The 26094-nt window shown below is 40.8% G+C and carries 27 protein-coding genes; 5 read left to right on the plus strand and 22 right to left on the minus strand.

Annotated elements, in window-relative coordinates; genetic code table 11:
- Positions 1–8: 8 nt before the first annotated feature.
- From YYK_RS05285 to metG, 20 genes are all read right to left on the minus strand, one after another.
- Positions 9–824: a gluconate 5-dehydrogenase gene (locus tag YYK_RS05285; protein ID WP_012027182.1), complete on the minus strand. Its 816-nt coding sequence runs from the start codon at positions 822–824 to the stop codon at positions 9–11.
- A gap of 1077 nt (positions 825–1901) precedes the next feature.
- Positions 1902–3023: an IS110 family RNA-guided transposase gene (locus YYK_RS05290; protein ID WP_012775575.1), complete on the minus strand. Its 1122-nt coding sequence runs from the start codon at positions 3021–3023 to the stop codon at positions 1902–1904.
- Positions 3024–3130: 107 nt separating this feature from the next.
- Entirely contained in the window at positions 3131–3805 is a 675-nt protein-coding gene (locus YYK_RS05295; RefSeq protein WP_012775574.1) for a CPBP family intramembrane glutamic endopeptidase, read from the minus strand.
- A 9-nt stretch (positions 3806–3814) separates the two neighbouring features.
- Positions 3815–4132: a hypothetical protein gene (locus tag YYK_RS05300; protein ID WP_012028275.1), complete on the minus strand. Its 318-nt coding sequence runs from the start codon at positions 4130–4132 to the stop codon at positions 3815–3817.
- 9 nt (positions 4133–4141) lie between these two features.
- Positions 4142–4831 carry a CPBP family intramembrane glutamic endopeptidase gene (locus tag YYK_RS05305; RefSeq protein WP_012775187.1) on the minus strand — a complete coding sequence of 230 codons (690 nt, stop codon included), beginning with the start codon at positions 4829–4831 and terminating at the stop codon, positions 4142–4144.
- 25 nt (positions 4832–4856) lie between these two features.
- The gene (locus tag YYK_RS05310) at positions 4857–5063 is read right to left on the minus strand and encodes a hypothetical protein (protein WP_009910094.1); all 207 of its coding nucleotides are present in this window, start codon (positions 5061–5063) and stop codon (positions 4857–4859) included.
- Between the two features lie 21 nt (positions 5064–5084).
- Complete coding sequence (locus YYK_RS05315; RefSeq protein ID WP_014917255.1) at positions 5085–5843, minus strand: DUF3169 family protein; 759 nt, start codon at positions 5841–5843, stop codon at positions 5085–5087.
- Positions 5840–6055, minus strand: coding sequence for a helix-turn-helix transcriptional regulator (locus tag YYK_RS05320; RefSeq protein ID WP_012028279.1), 216 nt, complete (start codon positions 6053–6055; stop codon positions 5840–5842). The genes YYK_RS05315 and YYK_RS05320 overlap by 4 nt, the downstream gene beginning before the upstream one ends.
- Positions 6056–6067: 12 nt before the next feature.
- The gene (locus YYK_RS05325; RefSeq protein ID WP_012028280.1) at positions 6068–6634 is read right to left on the minus strand and encodes a DUF3267 domain-containing protein; all 567 of its coding nucleotides are present in this window, start codon (positions 6632–6634) and stop codon (positions 6068–6070) included.
- 185 nt (positions 6635–6819) lie between these two features.
- Complete coding sequence (locus YYK_RS05335; protein WP_012775188.1) at positions 6820–7044, minus strand: hypothetical protein; 225 nt, start codon at positions 7042–7044, stop codon at positions 6820–6822.
- 33 nt (positions 7045–7077) lie between these two features.
- Positions 7078–7278 (minus strand): hypothetical protein, encoded by a 201-nt coding sequence (locus tag YYK_RS05340; RefSeq protein ID WP_012775189.1) that lies wholly within the window; start codon positions 7276–7278, stop codon positions 7078–7080.
- Between the two features lie 208 nt (positions 7279–7486).
- A complete protein-coding gene (gene alaS / locus YYK_RS05345; RefSeq protein WP_012027193.1) occupies positions 7487–10105 on the minus strand; it encodes an alanine--tRNA ligase in 2619 nt (872 codons plus the stop codon).
- 279 nt (positions 10106–10384) lie between these two features.
- Positions 10385–10870: an LURP-one-related/scramblase family protein gene (locus tag YYK_RS05350; protein ID WP_012775190.1), complete on the minus strand. Its 486-nt coding sequence runs from the start codon at positions 10868–10870 to the stop codon at positions 10385–10387.
- Positions 10871–11137: 267 nt separating this feature from the next.
- Positions 11138–12139 (minus strand): peptidylprolyl isomerase PrsA, encoded by a 1002-nt coding sequence (prsA, locus tag YYK_RS05355; RefSeq protein ID WP_002938100.1) that lies wholly within the window; start codon positions 12137–12139, stop codon positions 11138–11140.
- Between the two features lie 60 nt (positions 12140–12199).
- On the minus strand, positions 12200–12919 hold the full coding sequence (locus YYK_RS05360) for an O-methyltransferase (RefSeq protein ID WP_009910106.1): 720 nt from the start codon (positions 12917–12919) through the stop codon (positions 12200–12202).
- Between the two features lie 74 nt (positions 12920–12993).
- Complete coding sequence (locus YYK_RS05365; protein WP_002938103.1) at positions 12994–13542, minus strand: DUF6630 family protein; 549 nt, start codon at positions 13540–13542, stop codon at positions 12994–12996.
- A 15-nt stretch (positions 13543–13557) separates the two neighbouring features.
- Positions 13558–13998 carry a hypothetical protein gene (locus YYK_RS05370; RefSeq protein ID WP_012775191.1) on the minus strand — a complete coding sequence of 147 codons (441 nt, stop codon included), beginning with the start codon at positions 13996–13998 and terminating at the stop codon, positions 13558–13560.
- 1 nt (position 13999) lies between these two features.
- A complete protein-coding gene (pepF, locus tag YYK_RS05375) occupies positions 14000–15802 on the minus strand; it encodes an oligoendopeptidase F (protein ID WP_012027200.1) in 1803 nt (600 codons plus the stop codon).
- 230 nt (positions 15803–16032) lie between these two features.
- On the minus strand, positions 16033–16974 hold the full coding sequence (locus YYK_RS05380) for a competence protein CoiA (RefSeq protein WP_012027201.1): 942 nt from the start codon (positions 16972–16974) through the stop codon (positions 16033–16035).
- 63 nt (positions 16975–17037) lie between these two features.
- A complete protein-coding gene (gene metG / locus YYK_RS05385) occupies positions 17038–19041 on the minus strand; it encodes a methionine--tRNA ligase (protein WP_012775442.1) in 2004 nt (667 codons plus the stop codon).
- Positions 19042–19196: 155 nt separating this feature from the next.
- On the opposite strand from metG, the gene YYK_RS05390 reads away from it, so the two are divergent.
- The 5 genes from YYK_RS05390 to aroB all read left to right on the plus strand — a co-directional run bounded on the left by YYK_RS05390 (position 19197) and on the right by aroB (position 24158).
- Positions 19197–19790 (plus strand): DUF1361 domain-containing protein, encoded by a 594-nt coding sequence (locus YYK_RS05390; protein ID WP_012027204.1) that lies wholly within the window; start codon positions 19197–19199, stop codon positions 19788–19790.
- 300 nt (positions 19791–20090) lie between these two features.
- Positions 20091–21128: a 3-deoxy-7-phosphoheptulonate synthase gene (locus YYK_RS05395; RefSeq protein ID WP_012027206.1), complete on the plus strand. Its 1038-nt coding sequence runs from the start codon at positions 20091–20093 to the stop codon at positions 21126–21128.
- A 9-nt stretch (positions 21129–21137) separates the two neighbouring features.
- A complete protein-coding gene (locus YYK_RS05400) occupies positions 21138–22163 on the plus strand; it encodes a 3-deoxy-7-phosphoheptulonate synthase (protein WP_012027207.1) in 1026 nt (341 codons plus the stop codon).
- Between the two features lie 45 nt (positions 22164–22208).
- Positions 22209–23078, plus strand: coding sequence for a shikimate dehydrogenase (locus YYK_RS05405; protein ID WP_012027208.1), 870 nt, complete (start codon positions 22209–22211; stop codon positions 23076–23078).
- 12 nt (positions 23079–23090) lie between these two features.
- The gene (gene aroB, locus YYK_RS05410) at positions 23091–24158 is read left to right on the plus strand and encodes a 3-dehydroquinate synthase (protein ID WP_012027209.1); all 1068 of its coding nucleotides are present in this window, start codon (positions 23091–23093) and stop codon (positions 24156–24158) included.
- 204 nt (positions 24159–24362) lie between these two features.
- On the opposite strand, the gene YYK_RS05415 is transcribed toward aroB, so the two are convergent.
- Both YYK_RS05415 and YYK_RS05420 read right to left on the minus strand, forming a co-directional pair.
- Positions 24363–25163 carry an ABC transporter ATP-binding protein gene (locus YYK_RS05415; protein ID WP_012027210.1) on the minus strand — a complete coding sequence of 267 codons (801 nt, stop codon included), beginning with the start codon at positions 25161–25163 and terminating at the stop codon, positions 24363–24365.
- Between the two features lie 9 nt (positions 25164–25172).
- Positions 25173–26066 (minus strand): ABC transporter permease, encoded by an 894-nt coding sequence (locus tag YYK_RS05420; protein ID WP_002940642.1) that lies wholly within the window; start codon positions 26064–26066, stop codon positions 25173–25175.
- Between the last annotated feature and the right edge of the window lie 28 nt (positions 26067–26094).

Raw genomic sequence — 26094 nt, forward strand, 5'->3', positions numbered from 1 at the left:
TTCGTTTATTACGCTTCCGGCTGTTTACCAATGTAAGCGAGAATTCCTCCATCAACATAAAGAATGTGCCCATTCACAAAATTACTAGCATCACTTGCTAAAAAGACTGCTGGACCCATCAAATCCTCAGCTTCACCCCAACGAGCTGCAGGGGTCTTCGCGATAATAAATTGATCAAATGGATGACGAGAACCATCCTTCTGGAGTTCACGTAACGGAGCTGTTTGTGGAGTTGCAATATACCCAGGACCAATGCCGTTACATTGTATATTTGCTTCACCGTATTCCGAAGCAATATTCTTCGTCAACATCTTAAGCCCACCCTTAGCCGCTGCATAAGCAGACACTGTTTCTCGTCCTAACTCACTCATCATGGAACAAATATTGATAATCTTCCCATGCCCCTTTTTAATCATAGATGGAATAACCGCTTTAGAAACAATAAACGGAGCATTTAGGTCAATATCAATAACTTGGCGAAATTGAGCCGCTGTCATTTCAATCATTGGAACCCTACGAATAATACCAGCATTATTCACTAGAATATCAATAATTCCAACTTCTGATTCAATTTGAGCAACCATAGCCTGTATTCCATCTTCATCAGTCACATCGCAAACATAGCCATGCGCATTAATACCAGCTGCCTTATAGGCTGCCATTCCTCTATCAACCAACTCTTGATTAATATCATTAAAAACAATTGTCGCCCCTGCTTTTGCATAGGCCGATGCAATCGCAAAGCCAATCCCATACGACGCCCCTGTTACCAAAGCAATTTTTCCCTTTAGAGAAAATTGATCCAATGAAAATTGCTGATTCATATTCGTAACTCCCTTGTATTTTAATTTGTAAAGCGTTTACAAATTGTATTGTAATATAGTAAACCGGTTTTGTCAACGGTTTTTATCATTTATTTTAAATACTTTCAAAACGAATCTTGATATAATCTTATAAAATTCGAGTATCTTCATTCCCCAAGCAATAAAATATACTTAACACAAGTATGATTTTCTTCTTCGATTTTATCAATCATTAGTAAACATTTTACATATCATTATTCATATATTATCCAAAATTGGCTATACTACATTCACGAAAGTAAACCATACAAAATGGGAGCGGGAAGTGATACGACTGACTCCCTCACTACCAATTTCCCACCTCAAACAATCTCCAGAATATTCGAAAACTCAACTACTCCGCCGAGATGTTAATAGGAACTCAAACATTAACATTTTTACCCTGTGTTTACTACTCTAAATAAAAAATACCCTATTGCAACGTGCAACAAGGTACCATCTATCTCAATCATATATTCTGTAATTCATTTTATATAGTCATATCAGTTTATCTTTGATTACTTCGACGAGCGAGGAAACGTCGTTTCCTTATTTCCAACCTAGAACAGCTTTTAGGCTGTTCTAGCAACCTGTAGCTATTGAGGAGAACTTGCTTCGCCCTATCTCCAGCCTTCAAAGGTTCCCCGAACCTTTGAAGCGAGTACTAAAAGCAAACTAAAAGACTGATATGTAAAGCCCTTTGTCAAGTAAAAACAATCGAACTGATAAAAAATGAAAAGTATCTAGAAAGAGCCTAGTTTTTAGCTTCGGGCATTGGCCACTCTAATATTCGTGGATTGGTTACCCACAGGTCAATGGTTCTGCCGCGAGTCCTACTCTCTATAAGCGTGGATCACAATTGTGTCACTTAGTTGTTTCGTAGATGACTCAAACCTTGAAGTCCTAAACTCCTTCAAGATACTCTCCATTCAAACATTATTTCAATCCTTATTTCTGTCCAAATTCACCCAGTGATTTGGGATAGAAATAGGGATTCCTCATCGCTCTGCGATGATAAAACTTAATTGTCAAAAGTGTACATGAAAACAAGTGCTAACTTCAAGCTATTCTTCCTGTCATCATCCCCCAAATAAAACCAGATAATTCCCGTGCAATAGCTGTTTTAGCAACATTTTGTTTCTTATTTTTTCCTAGAACAAGTGTGCGATAACGTCTTCTTAAGCGTTCATTAGCCTTATCCGCATAAGCAATCACCTCCACTCGGTTTCCACTTTGTCTCCTTTTCAATTCTTTGGATTTATACCCAATCGTCCCCTTAGCCAATGATTGTGCAGCTTCTATCAGAAGTCGTCTCACATGGCTATTCCCAGTTTTGGTGATAGCACCTCTTCTCTCCCTGTCGCCGCTAGAATTTTCGCTAGGAGTTAGCCCAAGATAAGAAGCAAAATGTTGAGCTGTCGCAAAGCGGTTAAAACCACCGATTTCCGTCACAATGGAAAGAGCGGTTAGTGTTTTAATGCCAATAAAGCAAAAAAGCTGAGAGACCTTCTCTTGATAACTGTCGCTTTGACCCAGTTGCTCAATTCGCGCATCATACCGTTCTATTTGATCTACTAATTTCTCATAGGTCAATAGATATTCTGTCAAAATCTCTGCGTAAAGTCCATCAATATTTAGGGGACAGAGCCAGCGGACATGTTTCTGTGTCCAATTACTGCTTCCCTCGGTATAGCGAAAATCATGTCGGAGACAGAAGGCAAGAATTTGTTGTTTGATTTTCTTCAGAGCCACTTTGTGGTCTGTTCTCATGCAGATATATTCTTTGACTTGTTCATCCTCAACAGTAGAAATATGAACAGGCCGATAGCTATGAAAGGCCAGAGCTTTTGTGAGCTGAGCTGCATCTTTTTTATCAGTCTTAACACGCTTAGATCCTTCCTTCATCACCGTTGTAGGCGCCATCACGATACAGGGAATCCCGTGAGCTTGTAGCTGGTGATATAGGGTAAATCCAAGACATCCGGCTTCGTAGCCACATAACACTTCTACATCTTGACCATATAAACGACGAAGCTCATTCACATAGTTCACAATATAGCTAACATTTGGACCAACTTTAGTGCTATGTTTGAATTGATTCGCCATCATATCATAATAGCAGAGTGAAAAACTTTCTTTGTGAACATCCATTCCGATGAAAAGTGTGGTAAAATGAAACATATAAGACCTCCAATTGAGTGTGGTAATTCCTGTTAGAAGTTGATTGTTTTTTATTCTAGTGTACAGGTAAATCCACGAATTCTCAACTGGGGGTCTTTACATATTGTCTATACCAAAAATAGAATCATCAAATAGGAAATTCCATTATTTAACATATGTAGCGCAATCGGATAACGAATATCTCGTCTAATTAAATAGAGCCAACCAAGATTGAGTCCCATCGTGAAATAAATCAAAAATTGGGGAAGAGTTGCTGGCATATGGACCAGACTAAATAAAGCCCCCGTTACAAATAGATAGATTCCAACAGCCTTCATATCTGCCATTTTAGGGAAGAAATAGGTCGCAAAAAATCCACGGAAAATCAATTCTTCTAAAATTGGAGCAAAGATCACTACTGAGCTAAATGCAATCAAGGGATAAGCTGATACGAATTCGATCACAAGCTTTTGATTTTCACTTTCTGGGACTGGTACTATAAATTGGATGATAAAAAATGCAATATAGAGCAATATCGGCCATTGAATCTTATGGAACCATGAAGCTGTCACACGATAGTCAACAGAATGACGTGGATAGATATACTTCCATAACAGAATAATGAGCGCAATGGAGAGAACAAGACCAATTATCGCACAAATCCAAATTGTACTGTCAATCAACTGGGCAGGTATGTCTGGTATGCTTTGTAAAGTTGGTCCTACCATCAGAAAACCTGAAGCAATTTGATAGGCAACAAAGTATAGAAATAGTAATGCGACGTGTTTGATAAATTTTAACATAATCCCTCCCTAAAAGCTCAAGTCAATAATATTATCGACCCGTACCAACTTGGTTTCAATCTCCCCATTCGCTAATTCACGAGAAATTTTAACCCATTCCTCATCAACTGCCAAAATAGTGTATTCATAAGCAATAGAAAATTCCTCATCAAAGCGGATTTTGGCTTTACTTCCGATCAATTCTTTCAATAAAACGGACATCTGATTTTCTCCTTTTGTAGTTTTCTGCAACTTTTTTACCCTAGCTTGCAACTGCTTCACTTTTTTCCTATCTGATAGAGAATTGAAAAATAGAAATCCTACTAGAATCCATAAAAATAGTTTCATCGTATCCTCCTATATCAAGCCCAGACTCTGCATCAGTAGCATCAACAAAAATCCAAGAAGATTATTCAGACTGTGTAGAATAAGTGCATTGGTATATTTGCCAGAAATACGATAGGCGAGTCCCAGGACCAGGCCCATACCTCCGTAGACAACCCAAGATCCGATATTGGTCGGATTGTGAATAAGTCCAAACAAAAAACTTGATAGCAATAATCCCACAATCGAATCCTTACCAAATACTCTCCCCATAAGAATCCCTCTGAAAAGCAGTTCCTCCAAAACTGGAGCAAAGAAAACTGCAAAGAGAAACAAAACTAAGGTTGGTAAGCCTGAATTGTTGATGATTTCCTGATTGGCAGTCGTTTGACCATATCCCTCTTCCAACATAATCAATTGCCCACCAATTATTTTCAGACCAAACATAACGATAAAAGCGAGGACTACAAACCCAACATTCGCAACCATCCCCCATTTCTGCTCACCTTTCCATAGACCTAATTTACCAGTCAAGATAAGACCAAGCACCACGGCTAACAATAAAAGAACTGCAGCAATCAGTAGATTATTACCGTCAAAATTTGGTAGGGCAAACATGGCCAACTGGGTCAATACATTCAGTGCAACGACTGCCAGTCCCACTAAGAGAAACTTCCAATTTTTAACCACATTCCAATCTTTGACATTTCCAAGTCTATTCATAGCAATCTCCTTCACATACACTAAATCAATTCTTATCACTTTCTTTTTTGAACAATAGCAGAGCTGGCAAGCCCAAAACCATCGGCAAGAGGATATTCAGATTAGACAAATCAATCTGCCCAGTAGCCAGCCATTCTCCGAAAATATAGCCAACTGCGTACAGACCGAGACCGATTAACCCCACGAAGTAAACAATTTTTAGAACCGATATAAACTTTTTATTCTCTTTCATAATCACTACCAAAACCTTTCCTTATTTAAAATACCGACGGATCATGCGAACCTGCATCACATTGATATAAATGTGCAAAAACGCCACAACTAGAAATGCCGTAATTTGTCGTTCCTGCAATAGCATGCTAAGTACAAATAGGAATAGATACAAACCTGGTAACACGATTTGATTCAAAGTGAAGACGATTTGGAAACTCATTTCGTAGTTTGCTTGTTTCTCACCTTCGTCCATCGCCTCAGCAAAATCCTTCATTTCTTTTACCGTAGCAAAAGCGGATAACTTATAGTCACGAATTTTCTGAGTTAATTTCATGATAAAAATCTGAGAAATGAGAAGAATGACATAGAAAACTACATCAAAAATTGACCCGTACATGATCGCCCCGTCTTCGAAGAAGGTAACACCAAATCCTAGAACCAAATTTAACAATGTCAATGATACAGCAACATTGAATGAAATGGTCGCGTACTCTAGGTTACGATACATTTTCTTATATAGTTCATCAACATGTTCCTCATCCTCATCTGAAATGGAATGATAAAGTTTATAATTTTGATTAGCTTTAACACCAAAATATACGGTTCCAGCTAAAATTAAAAATGTAATAATCCTCAAACAAATTAGAAAATTATCTAAATTGAGATAAGAAGGTAGGCTGAATTTAAAGATTAATATTCCAAAGAAACCGATAAAGCCACCCAAAATTGCTGAAATCAGCATATACGCTGAATATCTCATCCATCTTTGTTTCGTCGAAATTTGTTTCCCCTGTTTCATTCTTCTACCTCCACTAATTGAAAGACATTCTCCACATTTTCATTAAAAATTTGTGCAATCCGCATAGCAATGACCACCGAGGGTGTGTATTCTCCTCGTTCAATCAAGCTAATAGTCTGCCGTGATACTTCTGCCAACTTTGCTAGCTCTGTCTGATTGAGACCATCTCTGGCTCGCAATTCCTTGAGCCGATTTTTTAAGACATATTCCATAAATTTTCCTTTCTAGGCTTGGTAGATAATCAAGCCTGTTTCTGTGTCTTCGACAGCTATATTTCCCTTGGCAAACTTGACCAATAAGAGATAGGTATAGTAGAAATCACCTGCACAAGAGGCAGCGTGCATGGTTGCCAGCATGAAGTAAAGAGTAATATTCATCATCCCAAAACCTGCTACCATAGTCAAGACCAAACTAATCACAACAAAGGGTGCTAGGGAAATCACCAGCATTTGCATCCGATTGTAGAGGGAACCTGGACTGGTAGCATAGGCCATGCCCGATTTCCATTTAAACCCGTATTTGACAGGATTTTCAGGACAAAAAACCTTGAAGAAGATGCCGTGGATAGCCTCATGCACAACTATTAACAGAATATAGAGTGGGATAAGCAACCATACCTCCGACACGGATAGCTCCGAGTATTGCGAACCGTTAGCTATCAACCAACTGACTATCATTCCAAATACGAAGGCAAATGGAAAGATGAGTACCACAGCAAGAATATTCAATCCCCACACAAATTTCTTATTTTCCATGATATTAACTTCATATAATTTCTTTTTAGCTTCCATTTCTCTTCTCTTTAGATTTCATTTTGTAAAATAGCAGAGCTGTCACCAATGTCGCCAGCAATGGAGGAAATAGATAACTTCTCTCAGTCAAACTCATCTCAAAACCTAACAAAGATAAAACTTTAAACACCAAAATATTTATCAAGAAGAGTACGAAAAATAGTAGGACTACTTTCACTCCGTTTTTAACTGTCTTGTTCATTCTTCTTTTCCTTTTCTCTGCCGAGAGTGGTTTTCAAAATGAATAGGGAACTCACCATCATCAAGAGTGGCACCATATCTATAGGCTGACCAAATCCAAGAATTTGAACGAAAGCATATATCAAAAATAGAGCAATTATAACTTCCAAACCTCGCACAACACTTGTTCCTGTAATCAAAATTCCTTTTTTATTGCTACTGGTTTTCATAATTTTCCACCACCTACTACTCGACTAATTTTACTACTTTACCTTTGACTCTTTTCTGCCACCTAGTTTCTTCAAGCTTCCAGTTGTCACTGCGATGGCACAAATTGCAAGAGTCACATGAGTCTGATCCAACTGCTGCCACTTCATAATGTCAGCTAGTAGGACAAAAACTAGATAGATGATCGCGATAAGTTGTACAAAACCTGCCATGTCACTATTGTTTATCTTTTTCATATATAGTTCCTACTTTCTGTTTATTTACCAGATGGATTCGTTTTCATCTTTATCTCAATATCATTGTAACACTTACTTTTCTTTTTGACAACTATCATTGTCAAAAAAATAATAATTTTTGTCAAAAAGTTTATGAAGTTCGTCAAAATGACTAGAATAACATGCAAAAAACTCTTCTACCCAATGGATAAAAGAGTTTATTGAGCGATTATAGATTATCAGCTACGCTGTTCAAGAGGGTTTGGATTGCAGAGGCATCGCTACCACCTGCCATGGCCATATCTGGCTTACCACCACCACGACCTGCTACGATTGGCGCAAGGACTTTGATGAGGTTACCTGCATGAACATCGCTTGACTTGCTTGCCACAAGGACATTGACCTTGTCGCCGATGGCCGCAACCAGCACCAAGACATCTGAGTAGTCTTTCTGCTTCCAGTTGTCAGCGAAGGTACGGAGGGCACCTGCATCTGAAACTTGGACTTGGCTGGCAATGTAGCGAATGCCGTTAGCATCTTTGACATTTTTGAAGACATCACCAGCAGCGGCTGCCGCTGCTTTTTCTTTCAGAGCTGCATTTTCTTTTTGTAGGTCACGAACTTGTTGTGCAAGACTTTCAACCTTGTTTGGCACTTCCTTGATTTGTGGTGACTTGATGGTTGCCGCTACTTCTTTGAGGGCATCTTCTTGGTCACGATAGGCAAGGAAGGCTTCACGACCTGTTACCGCAATGATACGGCGAGTACCTGAACCGATACCTTCTTCTTTCAAAATCTTGAAGATACCGATTTCAGCGGTGTTGCCAACGTGGGTACCACCACAGAGTTCGACAGAATAGTCACCAATTGTCACCACACGGACTTCTTTACCGTATTTTTCACCGAAGAGGGCCATAGCACCCATTTCCTTAGCTGTGTCAATATCGGTTTCAACCGTTACAACTGGAATGGCATTCCAAATTTGCTCATTGACTTCTTCTTCAATACGACGAAGTTCTTCCGCAGTAACTGCCTCAAAGTGCGTAAAGTCAAAGCGGAGGAAGTCTTGCTCGTTCAAGGAACCAGCCTGTGTTGCATGCTCGCCGATAATATTGTGAAGAGCTGCATGGAGCAAGTGAGTTGCTGTGTGGTTCTTCTCAACACCCTTACGGCGTTTTGTTTCGATTTCAAGTGTGTAGGTTTGACCAACTGAAATGCTTGCGGACAGCTCAACTGTGTGTAATGGCTGACCATTTGGTGCTTTCTGCACATCGATGACAGTCGCAACAATGTCTCCAGTAGCATTTTTCACAAAACCATGGTCTGCAACCTGACCACCCATTTCTGCATAGAATGGTGTTTGGTCAAAGACAAGGAGGGCTTGACCTTCTGAGACTGCTTCTGTACGCGCATTATCAGCCACAATGACAGATAAGCTTGCTTCAAGAGCTGTTTGGCCATAAACAAAGGTCGACTCTTCTGTGATAGCAGCCAGGGTTTCATTTTGCATCCCCATTGAACCACCTTTGACAACTGAAGCACGGGCACGGTCTTGTTGCTCTTTCATAGCCGCTTCAAAACCAGCAATGTCAAGGGTCATACCACGGTGCTCAGCCAATTCTTCTGTCAATTCTACTTGGAAACCATAGGTATCATAGAGTTTGAAAATGTCACGACCATCAATCTCAGACTTACCTTCTGCTGCCAATTTATCCATCAATTGCTCAGCAAATTGTGAACCTGTATGGATAGTACGAGCAAATGACTCTTCTTCACTCTTAACAATCTTCTCAATGAAGGCACGTTTTTCAAGTACTTCTGGATAGTAACTTTCCATGATATTACCAACTGTCTCCACCAATTTGTACAAGAATGGCTCTGTAATGCCCAAACGTTGACCATGCATAGAAGCACGACGAAGGAGACGACGAAGGACATAACCACGACCTTCATTTCCAGGAAGGGCACCGTCACCAATAGCAAAAGAAAGGGCACGGATGTGGTCTGCAATAACCTTGAAGCTCATGTTGTCGCCATCTTGGTCATAGGTCTTACCAGAAATCTTTTCTACTTCACGAATGATTGGCAAGAAGAGATCCGTTTCAAAGTTGGTCTTAGCCCCTTGGAAAATAGCTGCTAAACGCTCCAAACCTGCGCCCGTATCGATGTTTTTGTTTGGCAATTCCTTGTACTCAGAGCGAGGAACAGCTGGGTCTGCGTTGAACTGGGACAATACGATATTCCAAATCTCAATGTAACGGTCATTTTCAATATCTTCTTCCAAGAGACGGATACCAATGTTTTCAGGGTCAAAGTCAGTACCACGGTCAAAGAAAATCTCCGTATCTGGACCAGAAGGACCTGCACCGATTTCCCAGAAGTTATCTTCAAGCGGAATCAAGTGGCTTGGCTCAACACCAAGGGCAATCCAACGATTGTATGAATCCATATCATCAGGATAGTAAGTCATGTAGAGCTTGTCTTTTGGAAAAGCAAACCATTCTGGGCTTGTCAAGAGCTCAAAGCCCCATTCAATCGCTTCATCACGGAAATAATCACCAATAGAGAAGTTACCAAGCATTTCAAACATGGTGTGGTGGCGGGCTGTCTTACCAACGTTCTCGATGTCGTTGGTACGGATTGATTTTTGGGCATTTGTAATCCGTGGGTTATCTGGAATGACAGAGCCATCAAAGTATTTCTTGAGGGTTGCCACACCAGAGTTGATCCACAAAAGAGTGGGATCGTTTACAGGGACAAGATTTGCTGAAGGCTCAACAGAGTGACCCTTTGATTTCCAGAAATCCAACCACATTTGACGAATTTGAGCAGAAGATAAATTTTTCATAAACTAAGATACCAAGCCCGATTAGAAGGCGACTGAAAAATAGGAAACTGACAGGAAATCTTGATTTCCTAGGCAGTTTATCTTTTTTCCGAGCCTTCCGAGCGGGTTCAATTTAACGAAACAGTTAAATTAAACATTTCCTTTCATATAGTAATAATTGAGGGGAAAGTCCGTAGCCCGAGTTCATTTCAGAATAAACTCGATACCCTTTCCTTTCATAAGTGATAGTTAGGCGGGTTCAATTTAACGGACCAGTTAAACTGAATGATTATTTCACGATTAAGTCGATGCATCTTCCATCATTTCGATGTAGTCAATTGCGACCACTAAGGAAATGACCAAATCTGCACAGGAGTCCTCCAATACAGTAACGGAGTAATGAGAAGTTAAATGAAAGAGTTCTTTGGAGATTTCAGCTACGAGCATACCATCTGGCCTTTTCAAGCGAAAATCCAAATCCCAGATATTTCCGTCTAGGATTAAACCTAGATTTTCCACAGTATAGCGATCCTTGAAAAAAGTAAATTCCTTTTGCAAGTAGAAAGAATGTCCCTCTACCATATCAATGGTAAACTGGGGCAGGAAGGTCAAAAACTTCTTAGTAATCTGACAAACTTCCCCACCTCTGGAATTGGTTACGATAAATCGTTTTGGAATTTCGAGAAAAGATCCCTCCACTTGATAAGCAAGATTCCCAAAACTATCACGAATATCAAATTTTTCACCACCAAAGGTAAAGCGCTGTTTCACTTGAAATTGCTTCATGATAACCTCCCCCAAAAAAATAACAAGAAATCAAACGAAGGGCGAAAAACCGCGGTACCACCTTCATTCAATGACTTGTCATTCTCATTTAAGAAACTGTATCCACAAGCAAAAAACTTTTATATATAAGCCACAAACTGTGAATACAGGCTCTACTATTCAATTGTAATATTAAGTAGCAAAATACTTGGCTTAGATGGCTCGCAACAACCGCCAATTTTCTGAACTAAGGTGTCAAGTACCAATTCTTAATAAGTAAATCGTCAATTACTGACCTGATGAACTAGAAGATTCTGTTGTAGAAGAAGAACTTTCAGTCGACGAAGAGCTGCTCTTCGTTGAGGAAGAACTGCTTTCTTCTGTTGTCACATACTGTGAAAGAAGATTTTGGAAAGCACTGTCTTTAACCTTAACGTTTGCTTTTTGGAGTGCTTCTTTCAGCACAGTAGCAACAAATGATGAATCTCTTTGCTTTTGTGCCAAAATAATTTCTTTCAGCTTATCTTTATAATCTTCCCATTTAGCAGATTTTTCTGATTTAGCATCCAATTTTACAACGTAATAACTCGTTGTATACGTCTTCATATCTACCGAAGAAATCACCGACGCTCCGACTTGACCTGCATCCAAGGCAAATACCGCTTTCTGTACCTCTGCTGGAACAGTTGTTGAAGTTGAATCGAATTTAACTTCGCCTCCATTGTCTTTTGTAGTAGTATCCGTGGAATTGTCTTTCGCCAATTGAGCAAAATCTGCACCTTCAGCTTGTGCAGCAGCTAAAACTTCTTTTGCTTTAGCTTCGTCTGCCAACTTGATGACACGTGCTGTTACTTCAGGTGTATAGGCGTCATAAGCTGCCTTGTAGTTTTCATCTGTCAATTCTTTCTCAGCAGCTTGTTTTACAGCATACTCAACCAATTTATTGGTACGAATTTGTTCCTTATAGGATTCTTCTGTCAATCCTGCCGAAGAAAGTGCCGCGTTAAAAGAAGCACCAAGTTGTTCTGCCTTCTTATCATATTCCTTATTTACTTCTTCTGCAGAGACTTTGTCACCATACTGATTTTCAAATACATTACTGATAACCATTGACAGCAAAACTTGTTGAGCTTGTGAGTTTGTTTTTACTTTCTCATAAAACTCAGACACAGTAATCGTGTTACCTTTCATCGTAATGATATCTTTATCAGCTGCATTGGAACAAGCAGCGAGTGTTACTGCAGCAAAGAGTGTTACTGCACCTGCGAGAATTTTTTTAGTTTGTTTCATTAAAGACTCTCTCCTTTTTTCATTAACCCCTTTATTATAACACAAAAGCTTAAAAACTTCTTAAATTTCTATATGTTTTAAGTCAACATTCTCTACATTTTTCCTCAACATAAGGAGACCGTCACTCATGGAAACAAGACTAGCAGTCACATCTGGATTATCCAAAGTCGCATCGAATAAACGTTGCAATCCCTTATAAATCGTTCGCTGCCCTCTTCTGATATCCTTGATGTCCTTGGCAACATCTCCTCCTTGGAAGATGTCATCCAAAATGATTAAACCACCTACTTTGACCTTTTTCAAGACTTCTGGTAAAAATACAATATATTTTGATTTAGCAGAATCCATGAAAATAAAATCATATGTGTTATCTGGTAAAGTAGGAAGAATATCCATAGCTTCTCCTTCCAGCAATTCAATCTGCTGGCGATAATCATACTTGGCAAAGTTTTCCTTAGCAAATCCAATCATTTCTTCATTTCGATCAATCGTCGTAATCTTCGAGTGCGGGCTATTGTCAGCCATCAGTAACGCAGAGAAGCCAATAGCAGTTCCAACTTCTAAAATACGTTTAGGTTGGAGTGTCTGCATCAGCAAGCGGAAATAAGCTACCGTTTCATGAGGGATAACTGGAATGTTTTCTTGATGAGCAAACTCTTCCAGTTCTTTCAAAAACCCTGTATTTTGCGCCTGACGTGTTCGCATAAAATCCACAATTTCTTCCTTGACAACCGGACGGCGCATATTGTGATTTGCGTTTTTACTATATGATTCAACCATAGAATCCATTATATCATAAGCCGACAAGATTTTCTTCCTCAATACACTAAAAGGTAGGTTTCCCCACCTTTTCTCTACATATTTTTGGCGTAATCAATTCGATACCCTAAATTTCCAGCTAGTTCTTGAAGTCGAATAAAAGTCGCCTGCTTACTGAAAAAGAGATAGTAACTATCCGTGTCCATATCTACTGCCCCTAGACAAAAGTTTTCATCAAGATATTTGTTATCAATGACTCTTGCCCATTCTGAAATAGATGCAATTGGACTTAATCCACCTGAATCCAATTTAAGAGAAATTCCCGCATTGCGGACCTGCTGAAGGCAATCAAAAAAGTAGATAAAATCTTCAAGATTGTCCTTATAATCACGCACACAAATATAGTTCAAATGCTCTAGTAATTTTATCAAGATTAACCAAAGATTTTCCTTTTCAGACTCTCCAACACGATCCAAGAAATCATCGAATGACTCTGAATCTAAAATACGTTCCATAAAATTGAGAATCTCGTGTGGATCACTGGCGAAGACTACTTCTCTAAGTTGGAGAAATAGTTCCCTATCACCATTTGACATTAAATCTGCTAATTCAAAAATATCTTGTAGTTGTTCTTCTGTTAACATAGTCCCCTCTCTTTATTAATTTGAAAAATCCCATCTTATATGCGGTGCTACTTGCTCTACAAAATGGTAAATATCATTAAAATCTGCACCATCAAGCCTATTCAAGCTGACGACTGCAAGTAGTCCCCCCTTATTTCCTACAATTCGCAAACGTTTCGACTGATAGCCACGATAGACAGGAGAAACCATGTATCGAATCTCTGCAATCTCTTCTAACGAATGGCGTTGACGTTCACTCCAAAAGTGTTCTTGAAATTCTAGGTACTGTTTTGTCAATATAAAAACTGCCTTTTGCTTTCTCAATATATATAAATAAACTAGCAAAGCTTGTAAAAATATCAAATAGACAACACTTCCCATAGATGGCTCTTGCTTGGTCAAACCACCAAGACCCAGCAAGATTAAAACAAGGCTAATCACACTGGGAATGACAATCGAACGTTTATAGGAAATCATATTAGAGGTGCACACCTTTCTCAACGAGAGCTTCTAATTCTTCCAAACGGGCTTCAAATACCTTGAAGGCATCATTGAGGTAATCTTCCTTGGTCATGTCTACACCTGCTTTGGCAATGACATTGAGGGAATAATCTGAGCTACCAGCCTTCAAGTAGTTGAGATAGTTTTCTTTGTCTTCTGGACTACCATTGACAATCTTGTTTGCTAGAGCTGATGCTGCTGCGAAACCTGTCGCATACTGATAGACATAGAAATTGTAATAGAAGTGTGGAATACGAGCCCACTCAAACTGGATTTCTGGATTTTCTTCGGCAGAAAGTCCGTAATATTTCTCGTTTGTCTGACCGTACAATTCATTGAGGAAATCAGCCGTCAAGACCTGACCTTCCTGGTCTGCCTTATAGATAGCTTGTTCAAACTCGGCAAATTGGGTCTGGCGGAAGACTGTACCACGGAAACCATCTAGGTAATGATTTAGAATAGCAAAGCGTTCCTTGTCATCTTCTACTTCTGCCAAGAGTTTTTCAGTCAGAAGGTTTTCGTTGGTAGTTGAAGCAATTTCAGCCAAGAAAAGTGAATAATGGCCATAGACATAGGGTTGAGTCTTACGAGTCAACATGGAATGAAGAGAATGTCCTGTTTCATGGATAAGGGTGTACATGTTATCCAAGTTATCCTGCCAGTTGAGAAGCATGAAGGCGTTGGTGTCGTAGGCACCTCCTGAGTATGCTCCTGAGCGTTTTCCTTCATTAACATGGACATCAATCCAGCGGTTTTCGAAGGCTTCCTTCACAATAGCCGAATAATCCTCGCCGAAGATTTCCAAGGTTTCTTGACATTTTTTAAGAGCATCTTCATAAGAAATCTTGGTGCTGAAATCTGACAATGGTGTGTACATATCGTACATCTTCAAGTCATCAATCCCCAGGAGCTTCTTACGCAAATTGATGTAACGATGCAAGAGCGGAAGGTGCTTGTTGACTGCCGCCACTAATGTATCGTAAACAGATTCTGGAATGAAATTAGCTGCAAGTGATGCGTGACGGGCTGAATCGTACTTCCGCAAACGAGCTTTCAAGTTATTGACCTTGACATTAGACTGAAGGGTCTTAGCGTATGTATGCTGGAACTGCTCATAAGTACCGTACATAGCTTCATAGGCTTCTTGGCGGACATCACGGTTTTTAGACTCCATAAAGTGGATGTAGTTTCCGTGTGAAAGTGGCACCAAGTGACCGTCTTCATCTGTGATTTCTGGGAAACGCAGGCTGGCATTGTCCAAGACTGAGAAGGTTTCAGCTGGTGATTCGAAAATTTCGCTGGTCGCCGCCAATACTTCTTCCACCTCTTGTGACAAGACATGGTCCTTAGCTGCTAAAAGTTTTTCAAATTGATGGCTGTACTGAACAAGAGCCGGCTCTTCTACTTTAAAGGCTTCCAATTTCTCTTCAGTAATGCCCATAAATTCAGGCTCATAGAAGGCAAAAGCCTGTGAAAAGACAGCATACAAGCCCATGGCCTTAGCTTGAAATTCCTGATATTTTCCTTCGCGAGTATCTTGGTCGTTCTTCATAGACGCATAGACATAGAGTTTTTCAATGCGACGCATAAGACTAAGTTGCGTTTCGCTAATTTCTAAGAGACTTTTAGCTGAGTCCAGTAAATGACCTGCAAATTCTTTTGTTTTTTCAGTTTCAGCTTGTAAATCTGCAAGTTCTGCTTCCCAGGCTTCATCGGTTGGGAAAATAGTGGTTAAATCCCACTGGTATTTTTCTTCAATTTCGTAACGTTGTTTAGACATAATTAATCCTCCGTATTCTTTATTCTAACATAAAAAATCCCCTCTTTCCAACGGAAAGTGAGGGCTTATAGGTTACTTATTTCAACTGGAAAACAGTTTTTGCCATTCGCTATCGCAAGTCGTCACTAGGCTAACAAAGTCTACAACCTTCACCGACAGTAGTATGACTAACATAAAATATTGAGCATATTTTCAAAAGTAATATATACACCTCCATCAGCTATCTCTACTTACATTGGTTTTCTATAAATTATAGGTGGATATAGAACCTGTTTCTGCTTGTCTTCAATATTGCCGTAATACTGGTCAAAATCCTGATAAACTAGGGTTAAATCTTTTTGTATTTGGGCAAAGCCAATGGCAGAGCGGGGCAGACGGATGTGGGGGTACCATTCTTCTGCCGTCTTTGTCAGCAAATTCTCCCCTCGGCTATAAGACTCTGCCTGCAGGGCCAACCAATTGGGGGATTTGTAATAAAGCTGTTGAGCAATGTAGCGAGGCAAATCCCTATCTAACGGGCAAGTAAGATGCGATAAAGCTTGCTTGGCAAATGGCAGACGCAAGATGTCCAATAAATTTCCCTCGCCAAATGGAAAAACCTTTGTCAGACAGTGGACCTTACCTCGTAAGTCTTCGTGAATAAGGTAACGAAGACGCAATTCCTTCTTCTCATCATCCAATTCCCAGAGGTGAAACCCCATATTCATACTAAAAGAGAGAAATTGCTTGTGCAAATTGGTCAGTCGTTCCTTGAGCCACAAATCCTTGCCAAGCAACCAAAGAACCTGATAACCAGCCTCACTATAGGCTTGCGTCCTCAGCTGCAAACGAGAAATGGGCAGACCGGAACATTGAACTTCCAAAGCTAGACTATTATTGACAAATAAATCAGCGACCTGTCCTATACTAGTCAAGCATTTTTCAAGTTCAACTTGTTCGGCATTGACTAACCACCTGTACAGACAAGACTTGAGGGACAGGTGCTGAGCGGACTCATTCTCGGAAAAATAGTGGCAGTCCCGCAGGGTTACATGGGCAAAGTGCGAACGCAGAACTTTTCCTGATTTGTATCGGACAAGTCCTCCACAACCTGGACAGGAAAAACTGCCTTGCGGCGCAGGATTTTCCAAGACATTAAAAACTTGCCCATCTTCATCAAGTGCTACTAACATATTACCTCCTTTCTATATTAGTTCGTAAAAAAACACCCAGTTTAACTGAGTGTTTGAAATTTTTTACCCAATCTGACTGCCGTTTGGCACAGATGGATCGACTGTTAAGAGTGTTAAATTGTCACCATGTTCGGCTGATAGGATCATGCCCTGACTGAGCAAGCCCATCATCTTACGTGGCTTAAGGTTGGCAACGATTTGAACTTTCTTGCCAACCAACTCTTGCTCATTTGGATAATACTTGGCGATACCAGACAGGATTTGGCGGTCTTGTCCATCACCAGCGTCCAGACGGAACTTGAGCAACTTGTCAGAACCCTTTACTTTGGCTACTTCTTTGACTTCGGCCACACGGATTTCCACCTTGTCAAAGTCCTCGAACTTGATCGCAGCTTTTTCGTTTTTGAGTTCCACGTCAGCTGGGTTCCACTCTTTTTCTTCCTCTTGGGAAATAGCAGAGCTGCCACCCATTTGGGCTTGGATATAGGCGATTTCCTCTTCCATATCCAAACGTGGGAAGATAGGCGTTCCTTTTGCGACCACTGTCAAACCTGCTGGAAGACCTGCAAAGTCAAGATTTTCAAGGTCAAATGCTGTTCCCAAACCAAGCTGTTCCATAATGGCATTTGAAGTGGTCATCATGAATGGCTGAATGAGGTGAGCCACCACACGAAGACCTGCTGTTAAGTGAGCCATGACTGCTGCCAACTTGTCACGGTCCGCTTCGTCCTTAGCCAAGACCCAAGGTGCAGTTTCATCGATGTACTTGTTGGTACGGGAGATGATATTCCAAACAGCTTCCAAGGCGCGTGGGTAGTCAACAGCTTCCATATACTTGTGGTAGCTTGCCAAGTTGTCAGCTACAACTGCCGCCAAGTCCGCATCGAAGTCAGTCACATTGGCAACAAAAGTAGGTACCTGACCACCGAAATACTTGTTAATCATGGCAACGGTACGGTTGAGCAGGTTTCCAAGGTCGTTGGCTAGTTCGTAGTTGATACGACCAACATAATCTTCTGGTGTAAAGGTGCCATCAGAGCCGACTGGCAGACTACGCATGAGGTAATAACGGAGTGGATCCAAGCCGAAACGCTCAACCAACATTTCTGGATAGACCACATTGCCCTTAGACTTGGACATCTTGCCATCTTTCATGACAAACCAGCCATGAGCAACCAAGCGGTCTGGCAACTTCATATCCAACATCATGAGCATGATTGGCCAGTAAATGGAGTGGAAACGAAGAATGTCCTTGCCAACCATGTGGTAAACTGTTCCATTCCAGAACTTGTCGTAATTAACTGTTTCTTCCTGACCATAACCCAAGGCAGTTGCGTAGTTGAGTAGGGCATCAATCCAGACATAGACAACGTGCTTTGGATTGGACGGTACGGGCACGCCCCATGTAAATGAAGTACGTGACACTGCCAAATCTTCCAAGCCTGGCTCGATGAAGTTTTTCATAATTTCATTGAGGCGGCCGTCTGGCTGGATAAAGTCTGGATGAGCATTGAAAAACTCGACCAACTTATCCTGATACTTGCTGAGGCGAAGGAAGTAGGATTCTTCTGAAACCCAGGCTACTTCGTGGCCGCTCGGAGCGATACCACCTGTTACTTTGCCGTTTTCATCTCGGAAGACCTCTTCTAATTGGCTCTCGGTGAAAAATTCCTCGTCCGATACGGAGTACCAACCAGAATACTCTCCCAAGTAAATGTCGTCCTGCGCTAGCAATTTTTCAAAAACAGCCGCCACCACTTCCTCGTGGTAATCATCGGTCGTGCGGATAAATTTGTCGTAAGAGATGTCCAGCAAGTTCCAGAGCTCCTTGACACCAACCGCCATACCGTCAACGTAGGCTTGCGGAGTCAAACCAGCTTCTTTTGCCTTCTCTTCAATCTTCTGGCCGTGCTCATCAAGCCCTGTCAGATAAAAAACCTCGTGGCCCATCAGGCGTTTGTAACGAGCCAATACATCGCAGGCAATGGTCGTGTAGGCTGAACCGATGTGAAGTTTTCCAGACGGATAATAAATCGGTGTGGTAATGTAAAACGGTGTTTTTGTCATGTTTTTTTCCTTTCAAATTCAGAGCAAATGAAACCCTGTTATTGACAACATCCTATTTTATCATATTTTCAGCTAAATCACAAAATGGTTCTAACTACAAGTCTTCCTCTATCTATGCTATACTATGATACAACTCAAACAGAAAGAGGTCATCTATGTTTACAAAGAAAAATATTCTTACTCATCTCTTTTTCCTCATCATAGCAGTCGGACTAAAACGGTACGGTGTCACAGCACCTGACTTGACATGGAATATGTTCTTGGCATTGGTAGCACTTGATTTTGCAATCCTTACCAATCATACAAAGTCCCATATCCTCAAAGTGATAGCAGGTCTCCTCTGGCTCTTTTTCTACCCCAATACTTTTTACATGGTGACAGACATCGTCCATATGCACTTTGCCAACACAGTACTATGGCAACGAGAAAGCATGATTCTATTTATGCTTTATGTTCCAAGTATTTTCTTTGGGGTCATGGCTGGCGTTGAAAGTGTACGACTTATTTTCTCTGCTTTTTCTATCAAATCCTACTGGCTAAAACTGTTTATGATTAGTGGTCTTTCCCTACTATCCAGCTTTGCCATTCATATCGGACGATATGCAAGACTGAATTCATGGGACATCTTTACCAGGCCAACTGTCGTTATTGATGAAATGCTTGCAGTTATTTCGTGGGATTCTCTCCCCTTTATCCTCGGCTTCACCTTTATCCAAATTATGGTTCTTGTCTTTTCAATAAATGAATAAGATTTTTATCTCATAGCCATTATCTTCAAGCATCTTCCCACACTCAAGGACTATCGTTCCTTTTGGGAAGATTTTTCAAGGACATAAACAAAATTTTTTGATAAATTTATATCTTCTCCGTTTCTCTCCATTACATTTTTATCCAAACTGTATGAGGCAAAAATCGTTAACCTATTGTAAGTAAAATTTCTTAAATTTCCTTATATATAAAATATTCAGAATTTACTGTAAATTCTACATAAAATCATGGATATTGATTTTAAATTCTTAAAAATAATGGTATAATTGAGGAACCTATAAATGAAAGAGGGAGATCTATTGTTTACACCAATCAGCGAAAAAATTGACATCAATCAAGTACGAGAACATTCAAAACTTTCTCCAGAAACACTTGCTAAAAAACAAGCTCGTGACCGTGAACTTGAAGCCATCTTAAAAGGTGAAGATAATCGTCTTCTCCTAGTAATTGGACCATGTTCTTCTGACAATGAAGAGGCTGTCTTAGATTATGCTCACCGCTTGGCCAAACTCCAAGAAGAGGTCAAAGATAAAATTTTCATGGTCATGCGCGTCTATACTGCCAAGCCACGTACCAATGGTGATGGTTATAAAGGACTCATGCACCAACCAGATACAGATGCTGCACCAAGCCTCATCAACGGAATCAAAGCAGTTCGTAACCTCCACTATCGTGTCATTACGGAAACAGGTTTAACTACTGCTGACGAGATGCTCTACCCTGAAAACCTGCCTTTGGTTGATGACTTGGTTTCCTACATCGCTATCGGAGCTCGTTCGGTTGAAAATCAGCAGCACCGCTTTGTAGCGTCAGGCATCGATGTTCCAACAGGCTTGAAAAATCCAACGTCTGGTAACCTCAAAGTCATGTTCAACGGTCTTTTTGCTGCTCAGAAGAAACAATCCTTCCTCTTCAACAATACTGAAGTTGAAACATCTGGCAATCCACTTGCTCACGTTATTCTTCGTGGCGCAGTCAATGAAAATGGTAAATACCTACCAAACTATTACTACGACAATCTCTTGGAAACCATTGAGCTCTATGACCAATTTGGTTTGAAAAATCCATTCATCATCATCGATACCAACCATGACAATTCTGGGAAAAATTATTTGGAACAAATCCGTATCGTCCGTCAAACCTTAATCAACCGTGACTGGAACGAATCCATTCGTAACTACGTTCGCGGATTCATGATTGAATCCTACATTGAAGACGGTCGCCAAGACAATCCAGATGTCTATGGAAAATCCATCACAGACCCTTGCTTAGGCTGGGAAAAAACACAAGAACTCATCCGAGAAATTTACAACAGATAGGAAGATACTATGGGAATTCACAAACGTAGCACCAGTTTAGACATCGATAAAGTAAAGGAACTTTCCAAGTTAGAAGGAGAATTTCTAGCTGCAAAAAATCAGCGCGATGAAGAACTGAAAAGAATTATCCGAGGCGAAGATGACCGTCTGCTCTTGGTTATCGGTCCTTGCTCATCAGATAATGAAGAGGCCGTCCTAGAATATGCACGTCGTCTCTCTAAGCTTCAAGAGGAAGTCAAAGATAAAATCTTCATGGTCATGCGGGTTTACACAGCTAAGCCACGTACCAATGGGGAAGGCTATAAAGGACTGGTTCATCAGCCAGATACTTCTAAATTACCAGACCTCATTAACGGAATTGCAGCCGTTCGTAATTTGCATTACCGTGTCATTACTGAGACTGGACTCACAACTGCTGATGAAATGCTCTACTCTGCCAACTACCCTCTTGTGGAAGACTTGGTGTCCTACCATGCTATCGGAGCACGTTCGGTTGAAGACCAAGAACATAGATTTGTTGCATCAGGTGTCGACATGCCAACTGGTATGAAAAACCCAACTTCCGGTAATTTGACCGTTATGTTCAATGGTATCTACGCCGCACAAAACAAACAGAACTTTATTTACCGTGATGCAGAAGTTGATACAGATGGCAACCCTCTAGCTCATGCTATCCTTCGTGGTGCCAATACTGAAAAGGGCGGTTATGAGCCAAACTACTACTATGATATTCTCTTGAAAACCATCAAACAGTATGAACAATTTGGTCTTAAAAATCCATTTATCGTAATTGATACCAACCATGATAATTCTGGAAAAAATTACCTGGAGCAAATCCGTATCGTCCGTCAAACCCTCATCAACCGTGATTGGAATGAAGCTATTCGCAAGTACGTTCGTGGTTTCATGATTGAATCCTACTTGGAAGACGGCCGTCAAGATAGCCCTGAGGTATTCGGCAAATCCATTACCGATCCTTGCTTAGGCTGGGAAAAAACGGAAGCTCTGATTCGTGAAATTCATCAAACCGTCTAATTCTTTCCTTAATTTTTTATACGATAAATAATTTGGAGGTAAGCTATGAACATTGATGGTTACACTCGTCTTGCTGCCGTTGTTGCAAAGCCAATCAAACACTCCATTTCCCCCTTCATTCATAATCTGGCTTTTAAGGAAACAGGTGTAAATGGTGTCTATGTCGCTTGGGAAATTCCCGAGGAAGATTTGGCTGTAACGCTTGAAAATATCAAACGATATGATATGTTTGGTATCAACCTGTCCATGCCCTATAAGCAGGCTGTCATCCCTTATCTCGATAGCCTGACTGACTCTGCTCGCTTGATTGGCGCTGTCAATACCGTCATTCATCAGGATGGCTTACTAATCGGTCATAATACCGATGGCATTGGATTCTTCAAAAGTTTAGAAAAACTAAGAGGATTCCAAGTACGCAACAAGCGACTAACCATCCTAGGTGGTGGTGGTGCTTCTACTGCTATCATAGCTCAGGCTACATTGGATGGTGCAAAGGAAATTACCATTTTCTGCCGTCAACAAAGCTTGGAAAGAACACAGGCGAGTCTTACACCTATTGCTCGAGCAACTGGAGTTCCCATGCAGATCCTAGCGCTTGATGATAGCCAATTACTACAGGAACATATCACCAACTCCGACTTACTAGTCAACGGAACCAGTGTAGGCATGGATGGGTATTCTCAACCTGTTCCTTCTACCATTCGCTTTCCCGAAAATCTTTTGGTTGCGGATGTGATTTATCAACCATTCGAAACACCTTTATTAAAACTAGCCCAATCACAAGGCAATCCAACTATCAACGGTTTGGGCATGCTCCTTTTCCAAGCAGCTGAAGCCTTCCAATCCTGGACTGGACAGGAAATGCCGACTGACTTGATTTGGGACCAATTAGTCCAGAAATATGACATCAAATAGAGAGGAAATCTGATGAAACTGACCGTCAATCTTCCCAACACTCCCTACGACATCCTTATCCAAAGAGGAAGTTTAGCACAGACAGGTGCATGGGTCAAAGAACTTTGGAAACCTCAGAAAATCGCCATTATTACAGATGACCACGTTGGCTCACTCTACCGCGAAACAGTTCAGTCAAGCTTAGAACAAGCTGGTTTTGAAACCATTGTTTTTGAATTTCCAGAAGGTGAAGCCTCAAAAAATCTTGATACTGTCAACCAGGCCTACGAATTTCTCGTAAAAAATGGTATGACACGAAGTGATGGAATCATTGCTCTCGGCGGGGGAGTCGTTGGCGATTTGGCAGGTTTTGTCGCTTCTACCTATATGCGTGGTATCCATTTCCTACAAATTCCAACCAGCCTAACTGCCCAAGTCGATTCTTCTATCGGGGGAAAAACTGGCGTGAACACCCCATTTGCCAAAAATATGGTGGGGACCTTCTGCCAGCCAGACGGCGTTCTCATTGACCCTGATACCCTAAAAACACTCGGCAAACGAGAATTGATTGAAGGAATGGGCGAGGTTGTCAAATATGGCTTAATAGATGATGTGGAGCTCTGGGAAACCCTAGACCAATTAGACGGCTCTGTCGAGAGCATTCTGGAGCATGCTGACTATATTATCTACCACTCCTGTGAAGTCAAACGCAAGGTTGTTGTCGAAGATGAATTAGACAACGGTGTCAGACTCTATCTCAACTTCGGTCACACGATTGGACATGCTATTGAAGCGACCGCTGGCTACGGCCAGGTCATGCACGGTGAAGCTGTTGCCATCGGTATGGTACAAATCTCACGCGCAGCTGAGAAAAAAGGACTGATGCCAGCTGGTATGACAGCAAAGATTATCGCCATGTGTGAAAAATTCGGCTTGCCGACTACACACCAGCCTTGGAATGTAGATGAATTATACGCCTCCCTAACTCACGATAAAAAAACACGTGGCAAGACCATCAAACTTGTCATCGTTCCTCAATTGGGACAGGCTGCCATCCATCAAATTCCAATGGAAGAAATGCTAGAATTTCTACAAGTATAGTCATTTAGTTGACTTTTACGTCGAAGTAATAAAAGTCAACTAATACTCAATGAAAATCAAAAACAGACTAGGCGACGCAGATGCAGATAGAACTGAAGTTCATCAAATTAAGTCAACAACGTCTGATTTTGATTTTCGAAGAGTATAAATGACGATATAAGAAAAAAGACTACTGACTTGCATGAAATCAGTAGTCTTATTTTTTTATAAAATCATCTCATCGTCAGTTAGCTTTTCACCGCTGTTTTTGTAGAAAAGGTCCATCAAGTTTTGAACAGTCAAGTTCTTCTTCTCTTCTCCTTCTACATCGACAACAATCTGACCACGGTGCAACATGACCAAACGATTACCATATTCAATGGCGTTTTCCATATTATGCGTAATCATCAGAGCTGTCAACTGATGACTTTCCACGATTTTCTTGGTCAATTCCATAACCATATCGCTGGTTTTTGGATCAAGGGCCGCAGTGTGTTCGTCCAGGAGCAGAACTTTTGGTTTAACCAGCGAAGCCATCATCAAGGTCAGAGCCTGACGTTGACCACCTGAAAGAAATTGCGTGTCCACCTTCATACGGTTTTCTAGTCCCAGACCGAGCTCTTTCAAGGCTTCCTTAAAAATAGCACGTTCACTATCTTTGACCCCCCAGCCAAGACCACGTGACAATCCACGACGATAGGCAATAGCCATATTTTCTTCAATGGTCAAGCGAGAAGCTGTTCCCATCTTAGGATCTTGGAAAACACGGCTGATGTCCTTAGAGCGTTTGGCAGCTGAGACATACTTAATGGATTTACCTTCAAGCAAAATATCGCCCGAATCAACCGTCAAGGCACCTGCAAGTGAGTTCATGAAAGTTGATTTACCAGCACCATTACCACCGATGATAGAGATAAAATCACCTTCTTTTACATCTAAGTTCAACCCACGAAGGACATGGTTCTCATTAACTGTTCCAGCTTCGAAGGTTTTATGAATATTTTGGATTGATAAAATTGTAGACATGACTTCCTCCTAAGCATTTCCATTCAATTTTGGACGACGAATATTCAATTTCTTCTGCAATTCTGGCACATAGAGAACGGTTGCCAGAAGGATAGCTGAGAAGAGTTTAACAAGGTCTGCATCCATACCTGGAATTTCCAAAATCGCTAAGATAATCAAACGGTAAACAACTGCACCGAGAACAACCGATAGGAGTCTCCAACCCAAGCGTAAGTTACGCAAGATAACTTCTGCAATAATGACAGATGCTAGACCGATAACAATGGTACCTGTACCAGAGTTCAAATCCGCATAGCCATTATTCTGAGTAAGAAGAGCACCACAAAGGGCAATTAGACCATTCGACAACATATAACCGTAGATTTTCATATTATCTACATTGATACCATTGGCCTCACTCATTGGAATATTATCCCCTGTTGAACGAATAGCTAGACCAATTTGTGTATTGAGCAAGAGCGTCAATAAGCCTACAACTGCTAGTACAAAGACCAGACCAATCACCAAAACAGCATTTGTTTTTGTCAAACCAAAATCCTGCAATTGGGTCACTAGAGTTTCTTGCTTAAGCAGAGCCACATTGGCTTTGCCTAAGATTTTCAAGTTGATGGAGTAGAGTCCTGTCAAGGTAACAATACCGGTCAAAAGGGCTGGAATTTTTAGTTTTGTATGAAGTAAACCAGAAATCAAGCCTGCACCCATACCAGCTACCATAGCCATAAAGGTTGCCAGCAAGGGATTCACTCCGTTCACAATCCCTGTCGCACAAACAGCAGCTCCAAGCGGATAAGATCCCTCAGCTGTCATATCAGCAATATCTAAAATACGAAACGTCAAGTAAACACCAATCGCCATAACTGACCAAAGCAAGCCTTGCGAGATACTTGATAAAATAATATCCACGATTTTCTCCTTTTTCTAAATTCGTAGT

This window comes from Streptococcus suis S735 (assembly GCF_000294495.1).
In the GTDB taxonomy this organism is placed as follows: domain Bacteria; phylum Bacillota; class Bacilli; order Lactobacillales; family Streptococcaceae; genus Streptococcus; species Streptococcus suis.